Genomic DNA, 17,751 nt, shown 5'->3' with positions numbered 1-17,751 from the left:
TTATAGCACCTATTCTTTATCATAAATAGATCCTATAATGCTCCTAAAAATTTAGTTAAATAAATGTCATGATATTTTCATCTTCATAAATAGAAAAATTAAGTATTTTTTTATTAACTAATTCTTCGCATAAAATATCAGCTATTTTTATAGCTAGCTCATCATTAGTTAGAATTTCATTTTGAATTGAATGAATAATATTAAACCAATCATTTTCGTTGTCATATTCATAAGTAAATTTATCATTATAACCAGGAATACTGTTTAACTTGTTTACAGCATGAATGATATTATCTTCTATATAACTATGAGAATCTGCCAAAATTATTCACTCCTATAATAGCTTTGCTAAGCTTCCATTAATAGTTATATTATATACTTTAATTAACGAATTACAATGTAAATTCTTGAGTTTCTTTTATTTGAATTGTAATGAAAAAGCTATTTCCTCAAGTGCTGAGAAAATAGCTTTCTAGAATTTATTAAGCTAGGCCGTCGATAATATATGTGACACCTAATATAGCGAATGTGAAGGCAATCATTAATGATACGAAGATCATGCCCATCATTGGGTTAAATAATAGGATAATTCCTAAAATAATTCCTAGAATATTTACAATAATTGATAAAAATCTTAAACGATTTTGATGAGAGATTGTAAATAAACCAATGATTGAGCTTACAATAAACCATGCTGCGAACATGAAGACGAAGAAGTCAGAACTTGCGCCTACGTTAAACATTACTAATAAGCCGAAAATGATATCAATAATACCAAGAATGATGATTAGTCCTGAACTACCTCCAGCTAATGCTTTCGTTGCACGTCGGAATAAAAGTTGGATAATACCATTTATGAATATAAATAATCCGATTAACCATGTTAATGTATAAAAGTTTTTTACGGGATAGCTAAATATAATAATTGCTACTATGAGGAGTAGCGTTCCCATAATTAAACTTGACCATTTTAATTTGCCGTTGTTTTGTGCCATGATGTGGGCTCCCTTCTATTACTTCATTCAATCACTATGTTAGTATAATTGAATTTACTCTTTCTAATATATACCCTTTTAAGCTCATAATGTTTCACATAAAACTACCTTTTTATTTTAAAAAGTAACACTGCGGGTAGTCTTAAAAGTTAATTTTAGTCTGTTTACCAATATTATAAAATCTAATTTACGGTTAGGTACAGTTTTCTAATTTTCAAAAAGGGTATTTAAATAGATAACACATGATATTAGGAGGCTAATTTATGAGTACGAAAAGAGCGTTAGTAGTCGTTACGAGTGTTTCGAAATATCCAGATATGAATCGTCCAACTGGATTATGGTTTGGTGAAGCAGTACATTTCGTAGATGTATTAAAGAAAAATGGTTACAAAGTAGACTACGTGAGTCCAGAGGGTGGCTATACTGCAATTGATCCTGAAAGTTTAAAAGAAGATATGATGACGGATTTAGATTGGAAGTATTATCAAGATAGAGATTTCATGACACGTCTTGGTCATACGTTAACACCAGATGCAGTTAAAGCTGAAAACTACGATATCATTTATTATGCTGGTGGTCATGGTACAATTTGGGACTTTAAAGATAATGAAGATTTACAACGCTTAACACGTGAAATTTATGAAAATAATGGCACAGTTTCATCTGTATGTCACGGCGCGATTGGCTTATTAAATGTTAAAGATAGCGAAGGTCGCAACATTATCGACGGTAAAACAGTTACTGGGTTCTCAAATAGTGAAGAACAAGCTGTTGGTTTAGCAGATAAAGTGCCTTATTTAACTGAAGATGAGTTGAAAAATCGTGGTGCTAAATATGAACACGGTGATGATTGGAGCGAATTTGCAGTAGCAGATGGTCAAATTATTACTGGTCAAAATCCACAATCTGGTAAAGCTGTTGCTGAAAAATTCTTAGAAACACAAAAATAAGATAAACAAAAACAGTTCCAGGCCATTTATTACGGCTTGGAACTGTTTTTTTATATCTAAATTTAATCTTCTAAATAATCAAAGATAGGCTCTGGTTGGCCTAATGATAGATCTGCAATAATGTGTTGAGCGTCGACAATTTTCTTAACTGGGAAATCAGCTAATGGCGCCATTACGTGCTCGAATAATTGTAAACGCGCTGGGCTACGATATGCTTCTTTTAATTTAATGTCTGTGATTTGACTACGTGTTAATTCGCATACACGTAGGCTACCGTCATAATCACGAACTTGTTTTAACATGAATTGAGGCGCAGTTACACTTTTAAGCGCTTCTTGTTCATCCATTTTATGATGTTTATAACCCATTGTCGCTTGAGCAACGCGTAATGAATTATAATCTAATGTTCCTACTAAAACATCATTATCAACGTAAAGTTTAGGTTGTCCAGCTTTTTTAGGGAAAGCTGAAACTTCACGACCGCTTGCGATTGCCGCTTGGTTATTGACGTACATAGATAAATAGAATTCACCTTGTTCGCCGTTATATTCTACAGGAATCACTTGGCCTGCTTCTTGGTAACTGCCTAAACCTGTACTATCAGGCATGTTAATAACTTCAAATTTGATTTTATTACTTGTTACTTTTAATGGTTCGGGAACCACTTTTTCTAACATTTCTTTATCAGTTTCATAAATAATGTTTAGATATTCACGATTTTTGAAAAAGATTTCAGTTGATTCAAATACTGGAGCATTAACTGGTGTGGATAATACCTGTTTTACTTCCTCTTTATTCATAAACTAACACTCCTAATACATTTATTAATCAAATAATTTTTCGAATTTTTTAATGCTTGTATCGAAATCAGGCACTTCTTTATTCTCTTGTGCATTTGATACGATTTCTTGAATTAAGTCGTTCACTGGTGTATCAACGTTGTTTTCTTTACCTAATTTAGTTACAACGCCGTTGATATAGTTAATTTCTGTTGGACGTTGTTTTTGTAAGTCTTGTAACATACTAGCTTCTAATGATCTCATAGGTTCAATTGCTTTACGCATTTGATCGACTTGTTTATCAACGTCTGTGATTTCATCGTATCCACGATAATCTAATGCACTTAAGACTACGAAGTCGATACCAGCAGCTTTACCTACTTTAATAACCTCGTTGATTGCGTATAATGTCGCTTTAGCGCCAACTGGGTTATCTACTACGTCGCCGTATGTGCCACCAGTTGCTGCAGACATACCACTAAATGCACTATTAATAATTAATTTTGCCCATTTAGTACCTGGTAAATTTTCAGAAATAGAGATACCACCGATAGGTTCTAACGCTTTTTGAATGCGTTGAATACGGTCAGTAACTTTTCCATTTAATTCACCAATTTCGATGGCATTCTTTTTAAATGTTTCAAATTCAGTTGTTAATTTAGAGACACCTGGTTCAACAAATGTTGCACCAAATTCTACTGAACCTGCAACGATTTTTTCTTTAGGAATGATTTCTGTAATCACTTGTTCTGGCACACCGTTTTGTAATGATACAACGACGCCATCTTCACTAAGAATTTCTTTAATTTTAGGAATTACATCATCGTTAAATACTTGTTTTGTAAGTAATAATACAATGTCATATTTTGAATCAATTTGATCTGGTGTAATGGCATGCACTTTGTGAGTAGAATCTGTTTTACCAACAATATGTGCACCATTTTTATTTAATTTATCTACATACTCTTGGTTTACATCAATTAAATCTACATCTTGTGACGATTCAGATAAGAACGCTCCCATAATTGTTCCTAGTGAACCAGCACCATAAATAGCAATTTTCATTATTTATCACCTCAATACAATAATACCCGTTTAATTTATAAGTAAAAATATAGAAAAGTGATATATTTATAAGGTACAGTTTATATATAAAGGAGGGACTTCATGGAGTTACTACACTTAACCTATTTTAAACACGTAGCTGAAAATTTAAGCTATACCCTTGCAGCGCAGGAGTTATACGTCAGCCAACCTGCCCTAAGTATGACGATTAAAAAGCTTGAAAAAGAGCTAAATACGAAGCTATTTGTGAAAAATGGACGTAATATCAGTCTTACAAAAAATGGGCATGTTTTATATCAATCTGTTAATAAAATCTTTGATGAGTTAAAACGTGTAGAAAGAATTATAAGTGCTAATGAAGACGTCAAACAGAAAACTGTTCATTTCGCGTCATCTCATAGTCGCTTAATGCCTTCTACTACTTTGAATCAATATATTGAATCGAACCCAGACAATAAATTCAACTTAGAAATTACTACTAATAAAACCATTATGAGTAAATTAATTTCTCATAGTATTACGTTTGCGCTAAATTCCATTAAACTCTCTCATCCGCTTATTCATTCAGAAAAAATTATTAATGAAGATATAGTACTTACTTATCCTAAAGAATTTGATAATAATTTAAATACAGATATCTTATATGATCCATTAATCTTTAAATCTTTTTTATTTTCTGCGCATAACCAAGAATATAACAAGATGATTAAAGACTTTTTAGATTATAAAAATATAAAAATACATAATGCCAACTATGTAGATGATTATTTTGTATTTTCTTTATTAAAAAATAGAAGTTATTTTTCTTATATTCCAGCGTCAATCTGTAAGGAATTAAATTTACCTTACATTAAACACCCATCATTTATTATCTCTAGCGCGATTTATCTTTCAACTCTAAAAAGTGTTGAACTTAATCAAGCGGATTTAAATATGTATAGGTATATAAAAGAAGAATTACTGAAGTACCAATCATCTTTTATTATTGAAAAATAGCGCGAAAACTCAAATTTAAGACTGCCCGCATAGTCAAAAAACAATAAAAAAAAGGTAGCTAAAGCTTCACTCTTGCGAAGCTTTGCTACCTTTTAACTTAGTCTTCAAATTTTAAGAGTTGGAAGTGATTATTCTTCAACTTTAGTGATGTCTTCTAAGATTAATTCTGAAGCGATTAAGCCACGATATTTAGCCCAACGTTCACGGTTAACTTCTTGTACGCGATTGTGTTTAACTGCTTCAACTTGTTTCCAAGCATCAGATTCTTTAAGGTTGTCATAGTCTTTTTGATTATCGTTATCTACCATCACAAAGATACGTTCTGGGTTAAAGTCAGAAAGTTTATCTGTGTCTACTTTTAAGTAGTCAGCACCCATATATTCTGGTAAGTTGCTTTCTTCACTTTGAGAAATAGAACTGTTGAAACCAACTTTGCTTAAGAATTGGCCTACATAAGAATCAGAAGCATGTACATATAAGCCTTCGCTTGTAGGTACTGCTGCGATTGTAGATTTATCTTTATCGATTGTTACGTCTTTGCTTAAGTCTTCAACTTTTTTGTCGTGTTGTTCTACAACTTCGTGACCTTTGTCTTCTTCTGATGCAATTCCAGCGATTTGTTTGAACACATCAATACTTTGTTCATAGTTTGCGTCAAAGCTTTCTAATAATACTGTTGGCGCAATTTGGTTTAATTGATCGAAGATTTTTTCGTGTCTATTTTTATCTGCTAAGATGATTTGAGGTTCTGCTTTTTTGATAGCTTCAGTGTCTGGTTCTAAACGTGTACCTACTGAAGTATAGTTACCAATTGAATCTTTAATTGATGAATCTAAATTGTTTTCGTCATTGTCGTCTGCAATACCAGTTACATTAATATTTAATTTCGCTAATGCTTCTACAAATGAATATTCTAAAGCTACTGCTGATTCGATTGTATCTGGAACTTTTACTGTTACGCCATTTGATTGAATTTCTTTAGTCATAATTAAAAATCCCTCCGATTGAGAATTATTATTAATTCCTCTTACATTATTAGTATTAACGCTCAGAAAGATTTTAAACATAAATTAAATTGTAAAAAAGAGAACTACTAATAGTCGTGCTCCCCACTTCCCTTTTCAAAAAGCAAAAAATCGGAACAACTAAGTTGCCCCGACTTCTTACTAATTAACGTCTTCTTACATCATGTTCATTTTTAATAAATCAATCACGCCGCTAGATGAACCTGGGAATGCAAAGATAAGTTGATCTAAATCTTGTGCTGTCATGCGTTGGTTAACCATAAATACTAAAAGGTTGGCTAAGTCAGCTGCATCTGTCGCATACAATTCTGCACCTACAATACGTTTTTGGTCATCTAATACTGCATACATTTCAGCTTCTGTTTCATTTTTATATTCGAAGACCATTTGTTTACCGAAAGGAATGTGTTTTACAGTATAGCTGTTATCTTGTTCAGCTTCTTCAACTGTAACGCCGATTTGAGATAAACGTGGTAATGAATAAAGCACTGATGGAATGGCAGGGTATTGAATTTCATCTTGAGTCATACCTAAAATGTGTGCTGCGATGTAGTTAGATTCAAATGTTGCAGTTGGTGTTAATTTAGGAATCGCTTTATCTAGTACGTCACCACTTGCATAAATGTTTTTCACATTTGTTCTTAAATGTCCGTCTACTGTAATACCTTTTTTGCTATATTCGATTCCTACATTTTCCAAACCAATACCTTCAACATTTGGATTTCTGCCTGTCGCATCTAAGACGTAATCTGTTTCGATTGTTAAACCAGATTCTGTTGAAACTTTATATGCGTCGCCTGCTTTTTCAACTTTTTGCGTATTTTCATTTAAATAGAATTTTACGCCTTCATCTTCTAATTTCTTCACTAATTTAGCCACATGATCTTTATTGAAGCCATCAAGTGGTTGATCTGTATGGTGAATCACTGCCACTTCAACGCCTGATTTAATCATAATTGAAGCAAATTCAATGCTGATGATACCTGCGCCAATGAAAGTCATGCGTTTAGGAAGCTCATCCATAGATAAGAAATCGCGACTATCATACGTTAATTCTTTACCTTCAATATCTAATTTATTGCTATGTTGACCTGTCGCAACAACAATATTCTCAGTTTCAAGTGCGTCACCGTTCACTTCTACAGTATGCTCATCTTTAATCACACCTTCGCCCATATACACGTCGATGCCTTGTTGTTCGAACATTGATTTCAACGTATCTGCCATAGGGTTAATGACTTGTGATTTGTAATTCATTAAGTTTGTCCAATCTACTTTAAGCGCGTCTGACTGAATAATATCGCCGTATTGGTTTGCTTCTTCTAAGACTTCGTAAGGACCTTCGAGTAATATCTTCGCGTTACAACCATAGTTTGTGCATGTTCCGGCAATTCTATCTCGTTCCACAATCGCTACTGCTTTGCTTGCGTGTTTAAGTGCCAACGCTGCGTGCCATGCTGCATGTCCGCTTCCAATAAATACTACATCATATTTTGTCATTTAACTCATCCTTTTCTTTATTTAGTCGTGAGTGCTTTCAATGATTGTTCAAGTTGATTCATTACATCTTTTGCTTCGTTATACTGTGCTTCATCTAGCTCTGGCGGTAAACATTTCGCCACCGCTTCAAAGACGGCTTCTTGTTGTTCTTGTCCTTTCGCGGTCAACGACACCATTAACTGGCGCTTGTCCGCTTCTGAACGTTCACGCTTTATCCACCCTGCTTGCTCTAGTCTTTTTAAAAGGGGCGTCAGTGTATTACTCGATAAATCTAATTGTTTACCGATTTCATGTAACGGTTGATTATCATGTTCCCATAAAGCTAATAAGACTAGATACTGAGAGTAAGTTAAGCCAAACGGTTTCAATTGTTGCTCATAAAACTTCGCAAATAAGCGACTAACATTGTATGCAGAAAAGCATAATTGATTCGCCAATGTCATATTCTTTTCTTCCAAAATCACACCTCTTTTCAGTCGTTTGCGATTGATTACAGTCTAATCAATCGTGCACGATTAATCAACCAATCTGTTTACTACGTGATCACATCTTTACCTTCTAGAAAAATGGTATAAGAAAAGCCCATAAATGAACTTAAAGATCATTCATTTATAGACTATTTAGAATTCATATTTAATCTTTAGTTGTATTAGGTGCTTTAAACGGCCACCAATTCCCTTTGCCTAATGTAGTTACTATAGCCGGAATAAATAAAGGTAAAATAAGTAAGCTAATATTACTAAACCTATGATTAACACCGTTGCAATTTGCCTTAATGTGTTTACTCCAGAAGTATAAAGCGCTGCAATCGTACCTACAATAATGATACATGCTGTCATGATGACTGAGCCCATTTTCTTCATAGCTGTCATTTTTTATAAAATACAAAAATCGGATTAATGCGTATGTTTTGGTACACTTACTCATTAATCCGATTATTTATAATTAATTTTATTATTTTTGAGAAACATTTTTATAAGTCCATTTACGCCACAACATTTCTAATGGCCCTTGGCGATAGTGTGCTAGCCACCAATATGTTAGTAGAATGAACACTACTAGAATAGGTATACCGATATAAATAGCTTGTAATGGCGTAGGATGTGGATAAGGGAATACAAAAGCTAAGAATAAATCTAAGAAAATCATTTGAACTAAGAAATTCGTAAATGCTGTTTTCCCTAGTTTTTCAAAAGGTGTCATAACACGTTGAACACTTTTTCTATCGGTAATAAAGAGTAGTAGAACAAAGTAAATGATACTTTGGAAAGGCGTTACCATATCCTCAACACTATACCAAGCAAAATGTGGGTCCAATTGTTTTAATACTAAGGCGCCTATAATGACAATACTACTTATGGCTAACGTACTCATAAAGAATTTCTTGTATTCTTTAAATCTATAAATGATGCCACTTTGTGATAAATATAAGCCAAATGCCATTACTCCTAAAAACATGACATCAACATTATTATTTTGAGGCGTCCCTATTGTCATTCCAATATTCGCGACAAGAAGTACGATTGATACCCATAATGTATAGCGTGCTTTAGGTAATAAGAATAGGAACATCAAAATACATCCATAGATAGCGTATTGCGCATATGGCAGTATTAAGATTAATCCTGGGATACCTACCACAAATAAGAAGATGAGTCGACGAAACATTAATTTAATGGGTGATATTTCTTTTTTACGTGCATTATTCATAAAAATACCCATGCCTATACCAAACAATAAAGTAAATAACGTAATAAAACGCATGTCTATAAACATAGCAAAGAATTGTTTAATAAAGTGATCTATTTGTGTGAAATGGGGTTGTTTCTCCCCTTCCATAATAGGCATAATCTCTCTTACATTCGCAAATAGAACAATAGCAATCGCAAGTCCTCGGATAATATCTAACCCGATAATACGTTTTTGATTCATAAAATAACCTCCTTACCTTTTATGGTAGGAGGCTACATAGTGAGGTGCATTTACCTAATCTTACAATTTGTGAAGTTTATCTTTCACATTTGAAAGACACTTTTCGTTCCTAGGTTAGATGCCACATTTTCAAAAAATTATTTTTCTAAAAATCCATTAGGATAAACCATAACTTTCAAGGCGTCACCTTTACTTGTACGTGTTAATTCCATGGCTTGTTTTGTATCATCAAGTTCAAATTGATGTGTAAATAATGAATCGATGTCTGCATCTGTTGTGCTTAAAATTTGAATACCTTGAGGATACGTATTCGCATATCTAAATACGCCGACAATGTTGATTTCGTGGTTTGCGATAAATGGTACATTGATTTCGTTCATGTCTTCTTGTGGTAAGCCAACGATTGCTAGTGTACCGCCATCTTTTAATGAGTTTAATGCACTTCTTAAGGCAATTGGGTTACCCGCTGTTTCAATCGCATAGTTAACACCTTGGCCGTCTGTTAATTCTTTAATACGTTCCACGACATCTTCATTTTTAATATTAATTGTTGTCGTTGCGCCTAAACGTTTTGCGGCTGCTAAGCGGTTCTCTTCTAAATCTGAAACGATAATGTTTGTAGCGCCATATGCTTTCGCAGCGACTACTGCCATTAAGCCTACTGGACCCATTCCCATGATGACTACTGTTGAACCTGGTTTAATATCTGCACGTTTACATGCTTGTAAACCTACTGAGAACGGCTCAACTAATGTCGCTTGTTCATATGTAACTGAGTCTGGTAAATGATAAATGAAGTCTGCTGGGTGACTCACATATTCACAGAACGCACCATCGTACGGTGGTGTCGCCATAAATTCCATATACGGACATAAATTATATTTACCTGATTTACAGTATTCACATTCACGACAAGGTTCACCTGGTTCGATTGCTACACGGTCGCCTACTTTAAAGTCAGTCACTTCATCCCCAACTTGAGCGACCATACCTGCACATTCGTGTCCTAAAACGATTGGTTTTTCAACTACGAATTCACCTACACGACCATGTGCGTAATAATGAACGTCTGAACCACATACGCCTACTGCCATCATTTTGATTAAGACATCTTTAGGTCCGATTGACGGTACGTCTCTTTCAATAATTTCAATATCATAAGGTTCATGCATTAATGCAACTTTCATTTTTTCTGGAATTGATTCACTCATTTCAAACATCCTCCTATGTTTATGTATCTCTCCTTTATTTTTCCACTGAAAAGAGTTTGTGTAAACGATTTCATAAATATTTTGATAGTAATTTTAAACAAAAATAATTAATTCACAATAATTTTTTTGGATAATAAAAAGCTCGCTACTTTATAAGATAGCGAATTATAGTTTAAGACGTTATTTACTTTCAACTTCTAAAATGTAAGTAAGCCAATTTCCAAATTCACAACATAAATGATATTGATGTTGATGTATCATATAGTCTGGTAAAATTGCTGGAAATTCAACTAATGCTTTAAAACGAAAGCCATTATTTTCATTGCGAATTTGATGACGCATACCGCCTATAATTGTACCATTTTTCAATTTAGCGACGCCCGGTAATTCAATCTGGTAATCTTCCGACATGCGAGATTTAAGTTTCGTTTCATCATTATAATGAGCAAAGAAACGTGTCGGTAATGGACTGCCCCCTGTAGTTTCAAGCACTTCTTGAATTTCTGCAGTAATACCTTCAAGTACATAATGATCTGGATTGGCTTTTACATTAATTTCATCATGTTCAGGCGTCTTCAGCATCATTACTCGGTCTAAAGCATCCACCACTTCCTGAGCATTTAAATGGCTATTAGGTACAGCTATTTCCACTGTACTCATTTTGCGTTGTCCAAACGATAGCTTAGTCGCTATTGCTGAGATTAAGTTACCTACTGCATATTTTAATTTCATTAATTTTCTTAGTTTTGAAAAGGTAATGTTAAGTTTAGCTTGAGCAATTTCTTGTTTCATTTTATCTAAATCATTATTTTTAACCCATGCTTTGACATCTTTATTGAACTGAGCTTCAGGATATTTTGCTAAATATTTATAGACATGTTTTAGACGTTTTGTTTCCCACTTATTTACTTTCTTTTGAGTTACTTGCGTACCGTTAATGTAAAATAGCATATTTGTCATTATGTGCTCACGCCCTCTATCTGTTTTTCATTTTCATAATAACAGAATATAAGCGACTAAATTACAGAAAATTAGCCCGCTTCCCATAAATTGAGAAGCGAGCGTTGTGGCTTACATATTACCAATTGATAAATATTTCGTTTCTAAGTAAGGTTCGATACCTTCTGTGCCACCTTCACGACCGTAACCACTTTCTTTCATACCACCAAATGGCGCATGTGCTGCTGATGGACCGCCATCATTCCAACCGATAACGCCATAATCAAGTGAATTATATAAGTGGAAGCCTGTGCGATAGTCATTTGTAAAGAAGTAAGCAGCTAAGCCAAATTGCGTATCATTCGCCATTTGAATCGCATCTTCTAAGTCAGAGTACGTTGCAATAGGTACAATCGGACCAAACGTTTCTTCTTGCATTGCTAACATGTCTTGGTTCGCATTTGATACGACAACAGGTTTCAAGAAGTTACCGCCAAGTTCTTGAGCGTCTTCTAATGAGCGAGATAATTTCGCACCTTTAGATTCTGCATCTTTCAATTGATTAACCACTTTCTCGACGCCATCTTTATTGATAAGCGGTCCAATTGTAACGCCTTCATCCATGCCGTTACCCACTTTTAAATCATGAACTTTTTGAGTTAATTGTTCAGTAAATTCTTTCTCAATTGCTTCGTGTACATAAACACGGTTTGCGCAGATACATGTTTGGCCTGCATTACGGAATTTAGACGCAATTGTTTGATCTACTGCATATTCAATATCTGCATCTTCGTGAACGATTAATGGTGCTAGTCCGCCTAGTTCCATTGTTACATTTTCAACAGATTCTGCAGCCTGCGCAATCAATTTCTTACCGACATCAGTTGACCCAGTAAATGTGACTTTCTGCATGATTGGATGTTTCGTGAACAGTTCTCCAGCATCTTTACCAGACATAACTACATATTGCACCGCGTCTTCAGGGATACCCGCTTCGTGTGCAAGTTCGATTAAACGAATAGTAGTTAATGGTGTTTGTGTGGCTGGTTTACAAACAATAGTACAACCTGCAGCTAACGCTAGCGCAATCTTACGTGTAATCATTGCTGCTGGGAAGTTCCATGGTGTAATCGCGCCTACCACACCTACTGGAAATTTCTTCACAATGATATTTTTATCAGGCGTATTGGCTGGAATCGTACGTCCGTAAATACGTTTCGCTTCTTCGGCATACCAAGACACATATGAATTGGCATAATCTACTTCACCTTGAGCTTCTTTTAACGGTTTACCGCCTTCTTTAGTAATCAGTTTGGCTAATTCATCTTTATGTTCGTTAATGTGTGAGAACCATTTATATAATTTATCAGCACGTTCATGTGCGTCTACTTCTCTCCAAGATTTGAACGCTTCATGTGCCTTCTCAATTTGTTGTTTAGCCGTTGCTTCGTCTGTATATTCTAACGTTTCAATTACTTCATTTGTTGCTGGATTTAATACTTCTAATGATGCCACTATAATCCACCCCTTTTAGAATGATTGATATAAGTATATACCCGTAAATATCCAATCATTTAGCTTAATAATAATTATTCTTAAATAAATTTATGAGTTCACCATTTTGTTTTTCTTTTTCATTTTCCATATATTTATCAAATATTCTTGAATCAATTCCCGCAATTTCATATAAAAATTCTGAATTTACCTTCAAGTCTTCTAATAAAAAATGGGGAGTAAGCATTTCTTTTTTAAATAAAAAATCAAGTAAACTATTCATTTTAACTGGCTTAGAAATAATCAATTCTTTATCTAAAGGTTCTTCATATTTGTATCCTTTTTTATTGAGGTTAGCCCATAAATAATTATATTGGCTTCTAGTTAATAACCCTAATTTATAAGCTCTAATAGCTATAGTTTGAATTGAAACTAGCCATTTTTCTTTTAATGTTATTAAGTAATCTGGATTTGACTTTTTTGTTATTTTATTAAAGTCTTCAATAAATTCTTTTTCAGGAAGTAAAAATTCTCCAGCAAACTCATTGGCTTCCTTTTCAATATTTTTATAATCTTCCGGCTCTAAATTACTAAATTCAATATGGCGATGTAATAAAATATGTCCTAATTCATGACCAATATCAAAATTCCTTCTTACTGCGATTCCTTTATTGTTACCTAATATAATAAATGGAGTGTCATCTATTGACCAAAAGCTAAAAGCATCCGCATCTCTATCAATTTTTTTATCGTAAACTATCACTCCACTTTTTTCTAAATTAAATAATAAATATCTATTATCTTTATCATTCATAAGCTGTTTACGTGCAAAGCTTGCTGCAGCTTTAATAAATTCGGATCTTTTTTGATAACTTTCAAATTCATCTTCAATTTTTTTTACTATTTTTAGAATACTAACTGGCGGGCTCTGCACAAATTTAAAGAAATAGTTAGTAAGATTTGTAAGATAATTAGCTTGCCAAAACTGTTTTTCAAGAATTTTCGTCGATGCTTTATAATTAATTGCGCGAAAAGCAATTGAAGTCTTATTAAGCCTTGTATTGCTGAATTCTTTTGGTTGGTTTTCGATAAAATATGCTGTTGTTACTTGAAATAAGTTTGCTAGTTCATAAATTTTATTGATTTCTGGAACCATATTTTTAGTTTCATATTGCCAAATGGCTTGTTCACTAATGTTTAATTCCTTACTTAGTTCTTTTCTACTCATACCTTTAAGTATTCTTATACTTTCAAGGTTTCTTCCTATAAACATTTTAAGCACCTTACTTTCATGATGTTAAATTTAATTTAATTAATAAAATTCGTAAAATCAATCATTTTTTTAAAGTAAAATTTGAAATCAAGCATAAAAATTAAAGTTCCTTATGAATTAAAAACTATTTTTTAAATTTATCTATTAACTTCAAAAATTCCATTTTTCATTTTCGCTTCGTTCTATTCCTTGATAAAATATGATGAATGCATTTAAATTAAGAGTTTTTAAGGAGTTTAATATGAATAAAAAGATTTTTGTAATCGGCGCCGGGCTAAGTGGGTTGGTGGCAGCTACTGAGCTATTAAAGAAAGGTTATCATGTGACAATGCTAGACCAAGAGCCACGCCAAGCGATTGGCGGACAAGCGTATTGGTCTTTTGGTGGTTTATTTCTTGTGAATTCTAAAATTCAACAACGTTTAGGTGTTAAGGATTCTTATGAATTGGCATTGAACGATTGGTTAGGTTCAGCGCAATTTGACCGTCCTAATGATGAAGACTATTGGGCGAAACAATGGGCAGAAGCGTATGTAAGATTTGCGACATTTGAAAAAGAACAATATTTAAAAGATACGGGCATCCGCCTTACTCCTATTTTAGGTTGGGCAGAACGTGGTGGTTCATCTGCCTCAGGTCATGGTAATTCAGTGCCTCGTTTTCACATTACATGGGGTACTGGTCCAGGACTTGTGGAACCGTTTGTTAAATACATTTTCCAAAAAGAGCAAGAAGGCCAATTTGAATTCCTACCGCGCCATCAAGTAACAGAAATTGGCATTGAGCATAATCAAGTGACGCATGTAGCTGGGAATATCTTAGAGCCAAGTGACGTTGAACGTGGCGAGAAATCTTCTCGTACGGTTATTGATACTTTCCATTATCCAGTAGATGAATTGTTAATCACTTCTGGCGGTATTGGCGCGAATATGCCGTTAATCCGTAAATATTGGCCTAAACGTTTAGGCAATCCGCCTCAAACGATGATTCAAGGCGTGCCCGATTCTACAGATGGTCACCTCATCCAGATTACCCTGGATTCGATACGTTGCATACATTAGAAACGATTATGAAGACAGGTTACGATTATTCATGGTTTATCTTAACGGAAGATATTATTAAGAAAGAATTTGTGTTATCAGGTTCTGAACAGAATCCAGATTTGACGGATAAAGATATTAAATTGCTGATTCAAGAACGTTTAGGCAGTAAAGCGACGTCTCCTGTAGAGGCATTTATGAATAAAGGTCCAGATTTCGTGATAGCTGATGATTTAGGGACGCTTGTTCGGAAAATGAATGACTTAGCCGGTAGCGACTTGCTTGATTATGAAGCGATTAAACATGAAATTAAAGCCAGAGACTTACAAATTGATAACAAGTTTAGTAAAGATCCTCAAATTTCGTTTATTCATAATGCCCGTCAATTCTTGGGTGATAGACTGGTACGTACCGCAAAACCTCATAAAATTTTAAGTGGTAAAAATGGTAAGTTAATTGCGGTTAAATTAAATATTATTAGCCGTAAAACACTTGGCGGTATTCAAACAAACCTTGATGGCCAAGCCCTTAATCATAATATGCAACCTATCACAGGTTTGTATGCTGCTGGAGAAGCGTCAGGCTTTGGTGGCGGTGGTGTTCATGGTTATCGCGCGCTTGAAGGTACTTTCCTAGGCGGTTGTATCTTTAGCGGTATCCGTGCAGCCGAAGGTATTCACAACCATATACATTAAAATTCATAAATATTCACACTAAAAAATGACAACTTTTCTTTTGCATAAGTTATCATTCTTTATACATTTTAGTGTAATATGAAAAGAAAGCGTATTGTGACATAGCCCCGTGCCTCACAATACGCTTTTCCTCTATAACAACTATTTAATTTTTAATCCTCGATAACGGTTCAACGTGCCGATGAATTCTTGTTTGCGTGGTAAAGCTAAATTGCCTGGGTGTCCTTCAAAGTGCGATACCGCTTCAAGGCCTTCTTTTTCAATCAAAGCGTACATACGATTTGTAGCGTCAATAAGATTCGTATGCTCATCTATCAGATGACGTCTAAAGTAATCAATCATTACCGTGAGCGCATTCGTCTGACTATCATCAATCAGTTGCTCTAAACCAGAAATATCGATAGCCTCTTTACCATACATGACGGTATGCAAACCTTTCGCTTTCAAACGATCATCTTTTCCTTTTTTGGAAAATGAAGCACCTAAAGGCACACGAGCTGGAGTGTCACCAAAGTGAGCATTTGACTCAGCATCACGCTTATATCCATCTTCATCAGCAATTGCTTTAGCCTCGGACGTCACATCTTTCAAATGATATTCATCCATCATCAAGACATGGTCTGCCACATCAAAGTAATCGCCAGAACCACCAACAATGAGAATAGTAGAAACGTTATAATCGTCATAAAGTGGTTTAACTTTACTTGAAAATGGTGTAATCGGCTCTTTGTCAGGCGCAATTAACTTCTGCATACGTCCATCGCGAATCATAAAGTTAGTAGCAGATGTATCTTCATCAATTAATAAGGTAGACGTTTGCGTTTCTAACGCTTCCATCACATTCGTCGCTTGAGATGTACTTCCACTAGCATTCTCTGTTGAAAAGTGCGTCGTATCTTTCTTGCCCGGCAGGTTATCGATAAACGGACTGATATTCACATTTTGAATACTACGGCCATCTTCGGCACGAATCTTCATAGCATCATGGCGTGTGAGGACAAACTCTCGTCCATCGTTAGGAATATGGTTATAAACGCCACGCTCTAAAGCTTCAAGTAATGTTGATTTACCGTGATATCCACCACCAACAATGAGCGTAATACCTTCTGGAATAGACATCCCTGTGACTGCCCGACCACTAGGTAAGTTAAATGTAGCTTCTACTGATTCAGGACTCGTAAACTTAATTGCATCTTTCATAGGTGCGTCAGAGACACCGCTTTTTCTAGGTAAGATAGAATCATTGGCGACGAAAGCAACTAAGTTATGTTGTTCAAGTTGTTCTCTAATATACGTTTGATCCAGTTTTAATGTCACTTGATTCTGAAGTGCTTGTTGATTAATATTTTTGAAAATGAGTGATTGGTCAACAATTGATGGAAGTCCTTGAATTAAAGTATGCGCTGCTGCTTTTCCAAGAATCTTACGCCCTGCAGCTGGCATACCTACTTCAATGCGCACTTCGATATCTTTATCATTGATAACAACTGCAGTACGTTCCAGAATTTCTTGTCCACAATGGTCGATAAAGATTTTACCGTTTTTACCGGCGCCTTTAACCGTATGATTAAATTTCGCAGCTTGCTTAGCAAATGTTCTTGTTAGAAAGTCAGCTACTGCGATGCGTTTATCCTTCGTATCCAGTAAATTGTCTGGTATTTGCGCGATATTACGATCAATCATAAGACGCATTTTTGAAGGTGGTGCGAAAGGATCTACTTGCACATGATCTATGGCTAATCGAAATTGATCAAAAGCATAAGTGCCTTTTGTTCGTTTATACGCTCCATATTTTTGGCCATCTAAAGACTTCAATGTCTTTTCAAGTTCTGTCGAGCGTTTCATAGTTATTCCTCCG

15 protein-coding genes and 2 pseudogenes are annotated in these 17,751 nt (G+C 34.6%); 3 read left to right on the top strand and 14 right to left on the bottom strand.

Going from position 1 to position 17,751, the window contains the following annotated elements; translation table 11 throughout:
- Positions 1-55: 55 nt before the first annotated feature.
- Complete coding sequence (locus tag CD127_RS01370) at positions 56-322, bottom strand: hypothetical protein (RefSeq protein ID WP_103365479.1); 267 nt, start codon at positions 320-322, stop codon at positions 56-58.
- 160 nt (positions 323-482) lie between these two features.
- The gene (locus CD127_RS01365; protein ID WP_103297820.1) at positions 483-995 is read right to left on the bottom strand and encodes a DUF308 domain-containing protein; all 513 of its coding nucleotides are present in this window, start codon (positions 993-995) and stop codon (positions 483-485) included.
- A 263-nt stretch (positions 996-1,258) separates the two neighbouring features.
- Here CD127_RS01365 and CD127_RS01360 point away from each other — a divergent pair, with 263 nt between their 5' ends.
- Positions 1,259-1,945 carry a type 1 glutamine amidotransferase domain-containing protein gene (locus tag CD127_RS01360; protein WP_103297819.1) on the top strand — a complete coding sequence of 229 codons (687 nt, stop codon included), beginning with the start codon at positions 1,259-1,261 and terminating at the stop codon, positions 1,943-1,945.
- A 62-nt stretch (positions 1,946-2,007) separates the two neighbouring features.
- Here the strand turns inward: CD127_RS01360 and CD127_RS01355 are convergent, their stop codons facing one another.
- Positions 2,008-2,745: an acetoacetate decarboxylase gene (locus CD127_RS01355; protein WP_103365478.1), complete on the bottom strand. Its 738-nt coding sequence runs from the start codon at positions 2,743-2,745 to the stop codon at positions 2,008-2,010.
- Positions 2,746-2,769: 24 nt separating this feature from the next.
- A complete protein-coding gene (locus tag CD127_RS01350) occupies positions 2,770-3,789 on the bottom strand; it encodes a ketopantoate reductase family protein (protein WP_103365477.1) in 1,020 nt (339 codons plus the stop codon).
- 102 nt (positions 3,790-3,891) lie between these two features.
- Here CD127_RS01350 and CD127_RS01345 point away from each other — a divergent pair, with 102 nt between their 5' ends.
- On the top strand, positions 3,892-4,785 hold the full coding sequence (locus CD127_RS01345) for a LysR family transcriptional regulator (protein WP_103365476.1): 894 nt from the start codon (positions 3,892-3,894) through the stop codon (positions 4,783-4,785).
- Positions 4,786-4,913: 128 nt separating this feature from the next.
- On the opposite strand, the gene CD127_RS01340 is transcribed toward CD127_RS01345, so the two are convergent.
- The 9 genes and pseudogenes from CD127_RS01340 to CD127_RS01300 form a co-directional block, all read right to left on the bottom strand.
- On the bottom strand, positions 4,914-5,771 hold the full coding sequence (locus CD127_RS01340; protein ID WP_103365475.1) for an ABC transporter substrate-binding protein: 858 nt from the start codon (positions 5,769-5,771) through the stop codon (positions 4,914-4,916).
- A gap of 195 nt (positions 5,772-5,966) precedes the next feature.
- The gene (locus tag CD127_RS01335) at positions 5,967-7,310 is read right to left on the bottom strand and encodes a dihydrolipoyl dehydrogenase family protein (protein ID WP_103365474.1); all 1,344 of its coding nucleotides are present in this window, start codon (positions 7,308-7,310) and stop codon (positions 5,967-5,969) included.
- A 17-nt stretch (positions 7,311-7,327) separates the two neighbouring features.
- The gene (locus CD127_RS01330; protein WP_103365473.1) at positions 7,328-7,768 is read right to left on the bottom strand and encodes a MarR family winged helix-turn-helix transcriptional regulator; all 441 of its coding nucleotides are present in this window, start codon (positions 7,766-7,768) and stop codon (positions 7,328-7,330) included.
- Between the two features lie 175 nt (positions 7,769-7,943).
- Positions 7,944-8,176 (bottom strand): annotated as a pseudogene (locus CD127_RS01325) (MMPL family transporter); the annotation flags it as partial.
- A gap of 88 nt (positions 8,177-8,264) precedes the next feature.
- Positions 8,265-9,242, bottom strand: coding sequence for a DUF418 domain-containing protein (locus CD127_RS01320; protein WP_103365472.1), 978 nt, complete (start codon positions 9,240-9,242; stop codon positions 8,265-8,267).
- 137 nt (positions 9,243-9,379) lie between these two features.
- Positions 9,380-10,453 carry an NAD(P)-dependent alcohol dehydrogenase gene (locus tag CD127_RS01315; RefSeq protein ID WP_103365471.1) on the bottom strand — a complete coding sequence of 358 codons (1,074 nt, stop codon included), beginning with the start codon at positions 10,451-10,453 and terminating at the stop codon, positions 9,380-9,382.
- 180 nt (positions 10,454-10,633) lie between these two features.
- On the bottom strand, positions 10,634-11,413 hold the full coding sequence (locus CD127_RS01310) for a hypothetical protein (protein WP_103365470.1): 780 nt from the start codon (positions 11,411-11,413) through the stop codon (positions 10,634-10,636).
- Between the two features lie 111 nt (positions 11,414-11,524).
- Positions 11,525-12,907: an NAD-dependent succinate-semialdehyde dehydrogenase gene (locus tag CD127_RS01305; RefSeq protein WP_103365469.1), complete on the bottom strand. Its 1,383-nt coding sequence runs from the start codon at positions 12,905-12,907 to the stop codon at positions 11,525-11,527.
- 64 nt (positions 12,908-12,971) lie between these two features.
- The gene (locus tag CD127_RS01300; RefSeq protein ID WP_103365468.1) at positions 12,972-14,159 is read right to left on the bottom strand and encodes a spr1629 family repressor/antitoxin; all 1,188 of its coding nucleotides are present in this window, start codon (positions 14,157-14,159) and stop codon (positions 12,972-12,974) included.
- A 241-nt stretch (positions 14,160-14,400) separates the two neighbouring features.
- Between CD127_RS01300 and CD127_RS01295 the strand changes: the two are divergent.
- Positions 14,401-15,893: pseudogene (locus tag CD127_RS01295) on the top strand (FAD-binding protein).
- Between the two features lie 141 nt (positions 15,894-16,034).
- On the opposite strand, the gene CD127_RS01290 reads toward CD127_RS01295, so the two are convergent.
- The gene (locus tag CD127_RS01290; protein ID WP_103365467.1) at positions 16,035-17,738 is read right to left on the bottom strand and encodes an ABC-ATPase domain-containing protein; all 1,704 of its coding nucleotides are present in this window, start codon (positions 17,736-17,738) and stop codon (positions 16,035-16,037) included.
- Positions 17,739-17,751: the final 13 nt, after the last annotated feature.

Source organism: Staphylococcus petrasii (assembly GCF_002902565.1).
Classification (GTDB): Bacteria; Bacillota; Bacilli; order Staphylococcales; family Staphylococcaceae; genus Staphylococcus; species Staphylococcus petrasii.
Note: the sequence above shows the minus strand (reverse complement) of the source record. Positions and strands in the feature narration are given on the sequence as shown.

What these genes read in the sequence shown, in the direction of transcription:
- CD127_RS01290 (WP_103365467.1), bottom strand. Translation starts at nt 17,738, where the DNA reads ATGAAACGCTCGACAGAACTTGAAAAGACATTGAAGTCTTTAGATGGC.
- CD127_RS01355 (WP_103365478.1), bottom strand. Translation starts at nt 2,745, where the DNA reads ATGAATAAAGAGGAAGTAAAACAGGTATTATCCACACCAGTTAATGCT.
- CD127_RS01350 (WP_103365477.1), bottom strand. Translation starts at nt 3,789, where the DNA reads ATGAAAATTGCTATTTATGGTGCTGGTTCACTAGGAACAATTATGGGA.
- CD127_RS01335 (WP_103365474.1), bottom strand. Translation starts at nt 7,310, where the DNA reads ATGACAAAATATGATGTAGTATTTATTGGAAGCGGACATGCAGCATGG.
- CD127_RS01360 (WP_103297819.1), top strand. Translation starts at nt 1,259, where the DNA reads ATGAGTACGAAAAGAGCGTTAGTAGTCGTTACGAGTGTTTCGAAATAT.
- CD127_RS01365 (WP_103297820.1), bottom strand. Translation starts at nt 995, where the DNA reads ATGGCACAAAACAACGGCAAATTAAAATGGTCAAGTTTAATTATGGGA.
- CD127_RS01315 (WP_103365471.1), bottom strand. Translation starts at nt 10,453, where the DNA reads ATGAGTGAATCAATTCCAGAAAAAATGAAAGTTGCATTAATGCATGAA.
- CD127_RS01310 (WP_103365470.1), bottom strand. Translation starts at nt 11,413, where the DNA reads ATGACAAATATGCTATTTTACATTAACGGTACGCAAGTAACTCAAAAG.
- CD127_RS01300 (WP_103365468.1), bottom strand. Translation starts at nt 14,159, where the DNA reads ATGTTTATAGGAAGAAACCTTGAAAGTATAAGAATACTTAAAGGTATG.
- CD127_RS01320 (WP_103365472.1), bottom strand. Translation starts at nt 9,242, where the DNA reads ATGAATCAAAAACGTATTATCGGGTTAGATATTATCCGAGGACTTGCG.
- CD127_RS01345 (WP_103365476.1), top strand. Translation starts at nt 3,892, where the DNA reads ATGGAGTTACTACACTTAACCTATTTTAAACACGTAGCTGAAAATTTA.
- CD127_RS01340 (WP_103365475.1), bottom strand. Translation starts at nt 5,771, where the DNA reads ATGACTAAAGAAATTCAATCAAATGGCGTAACAGTAAAAGTTCCAGAT.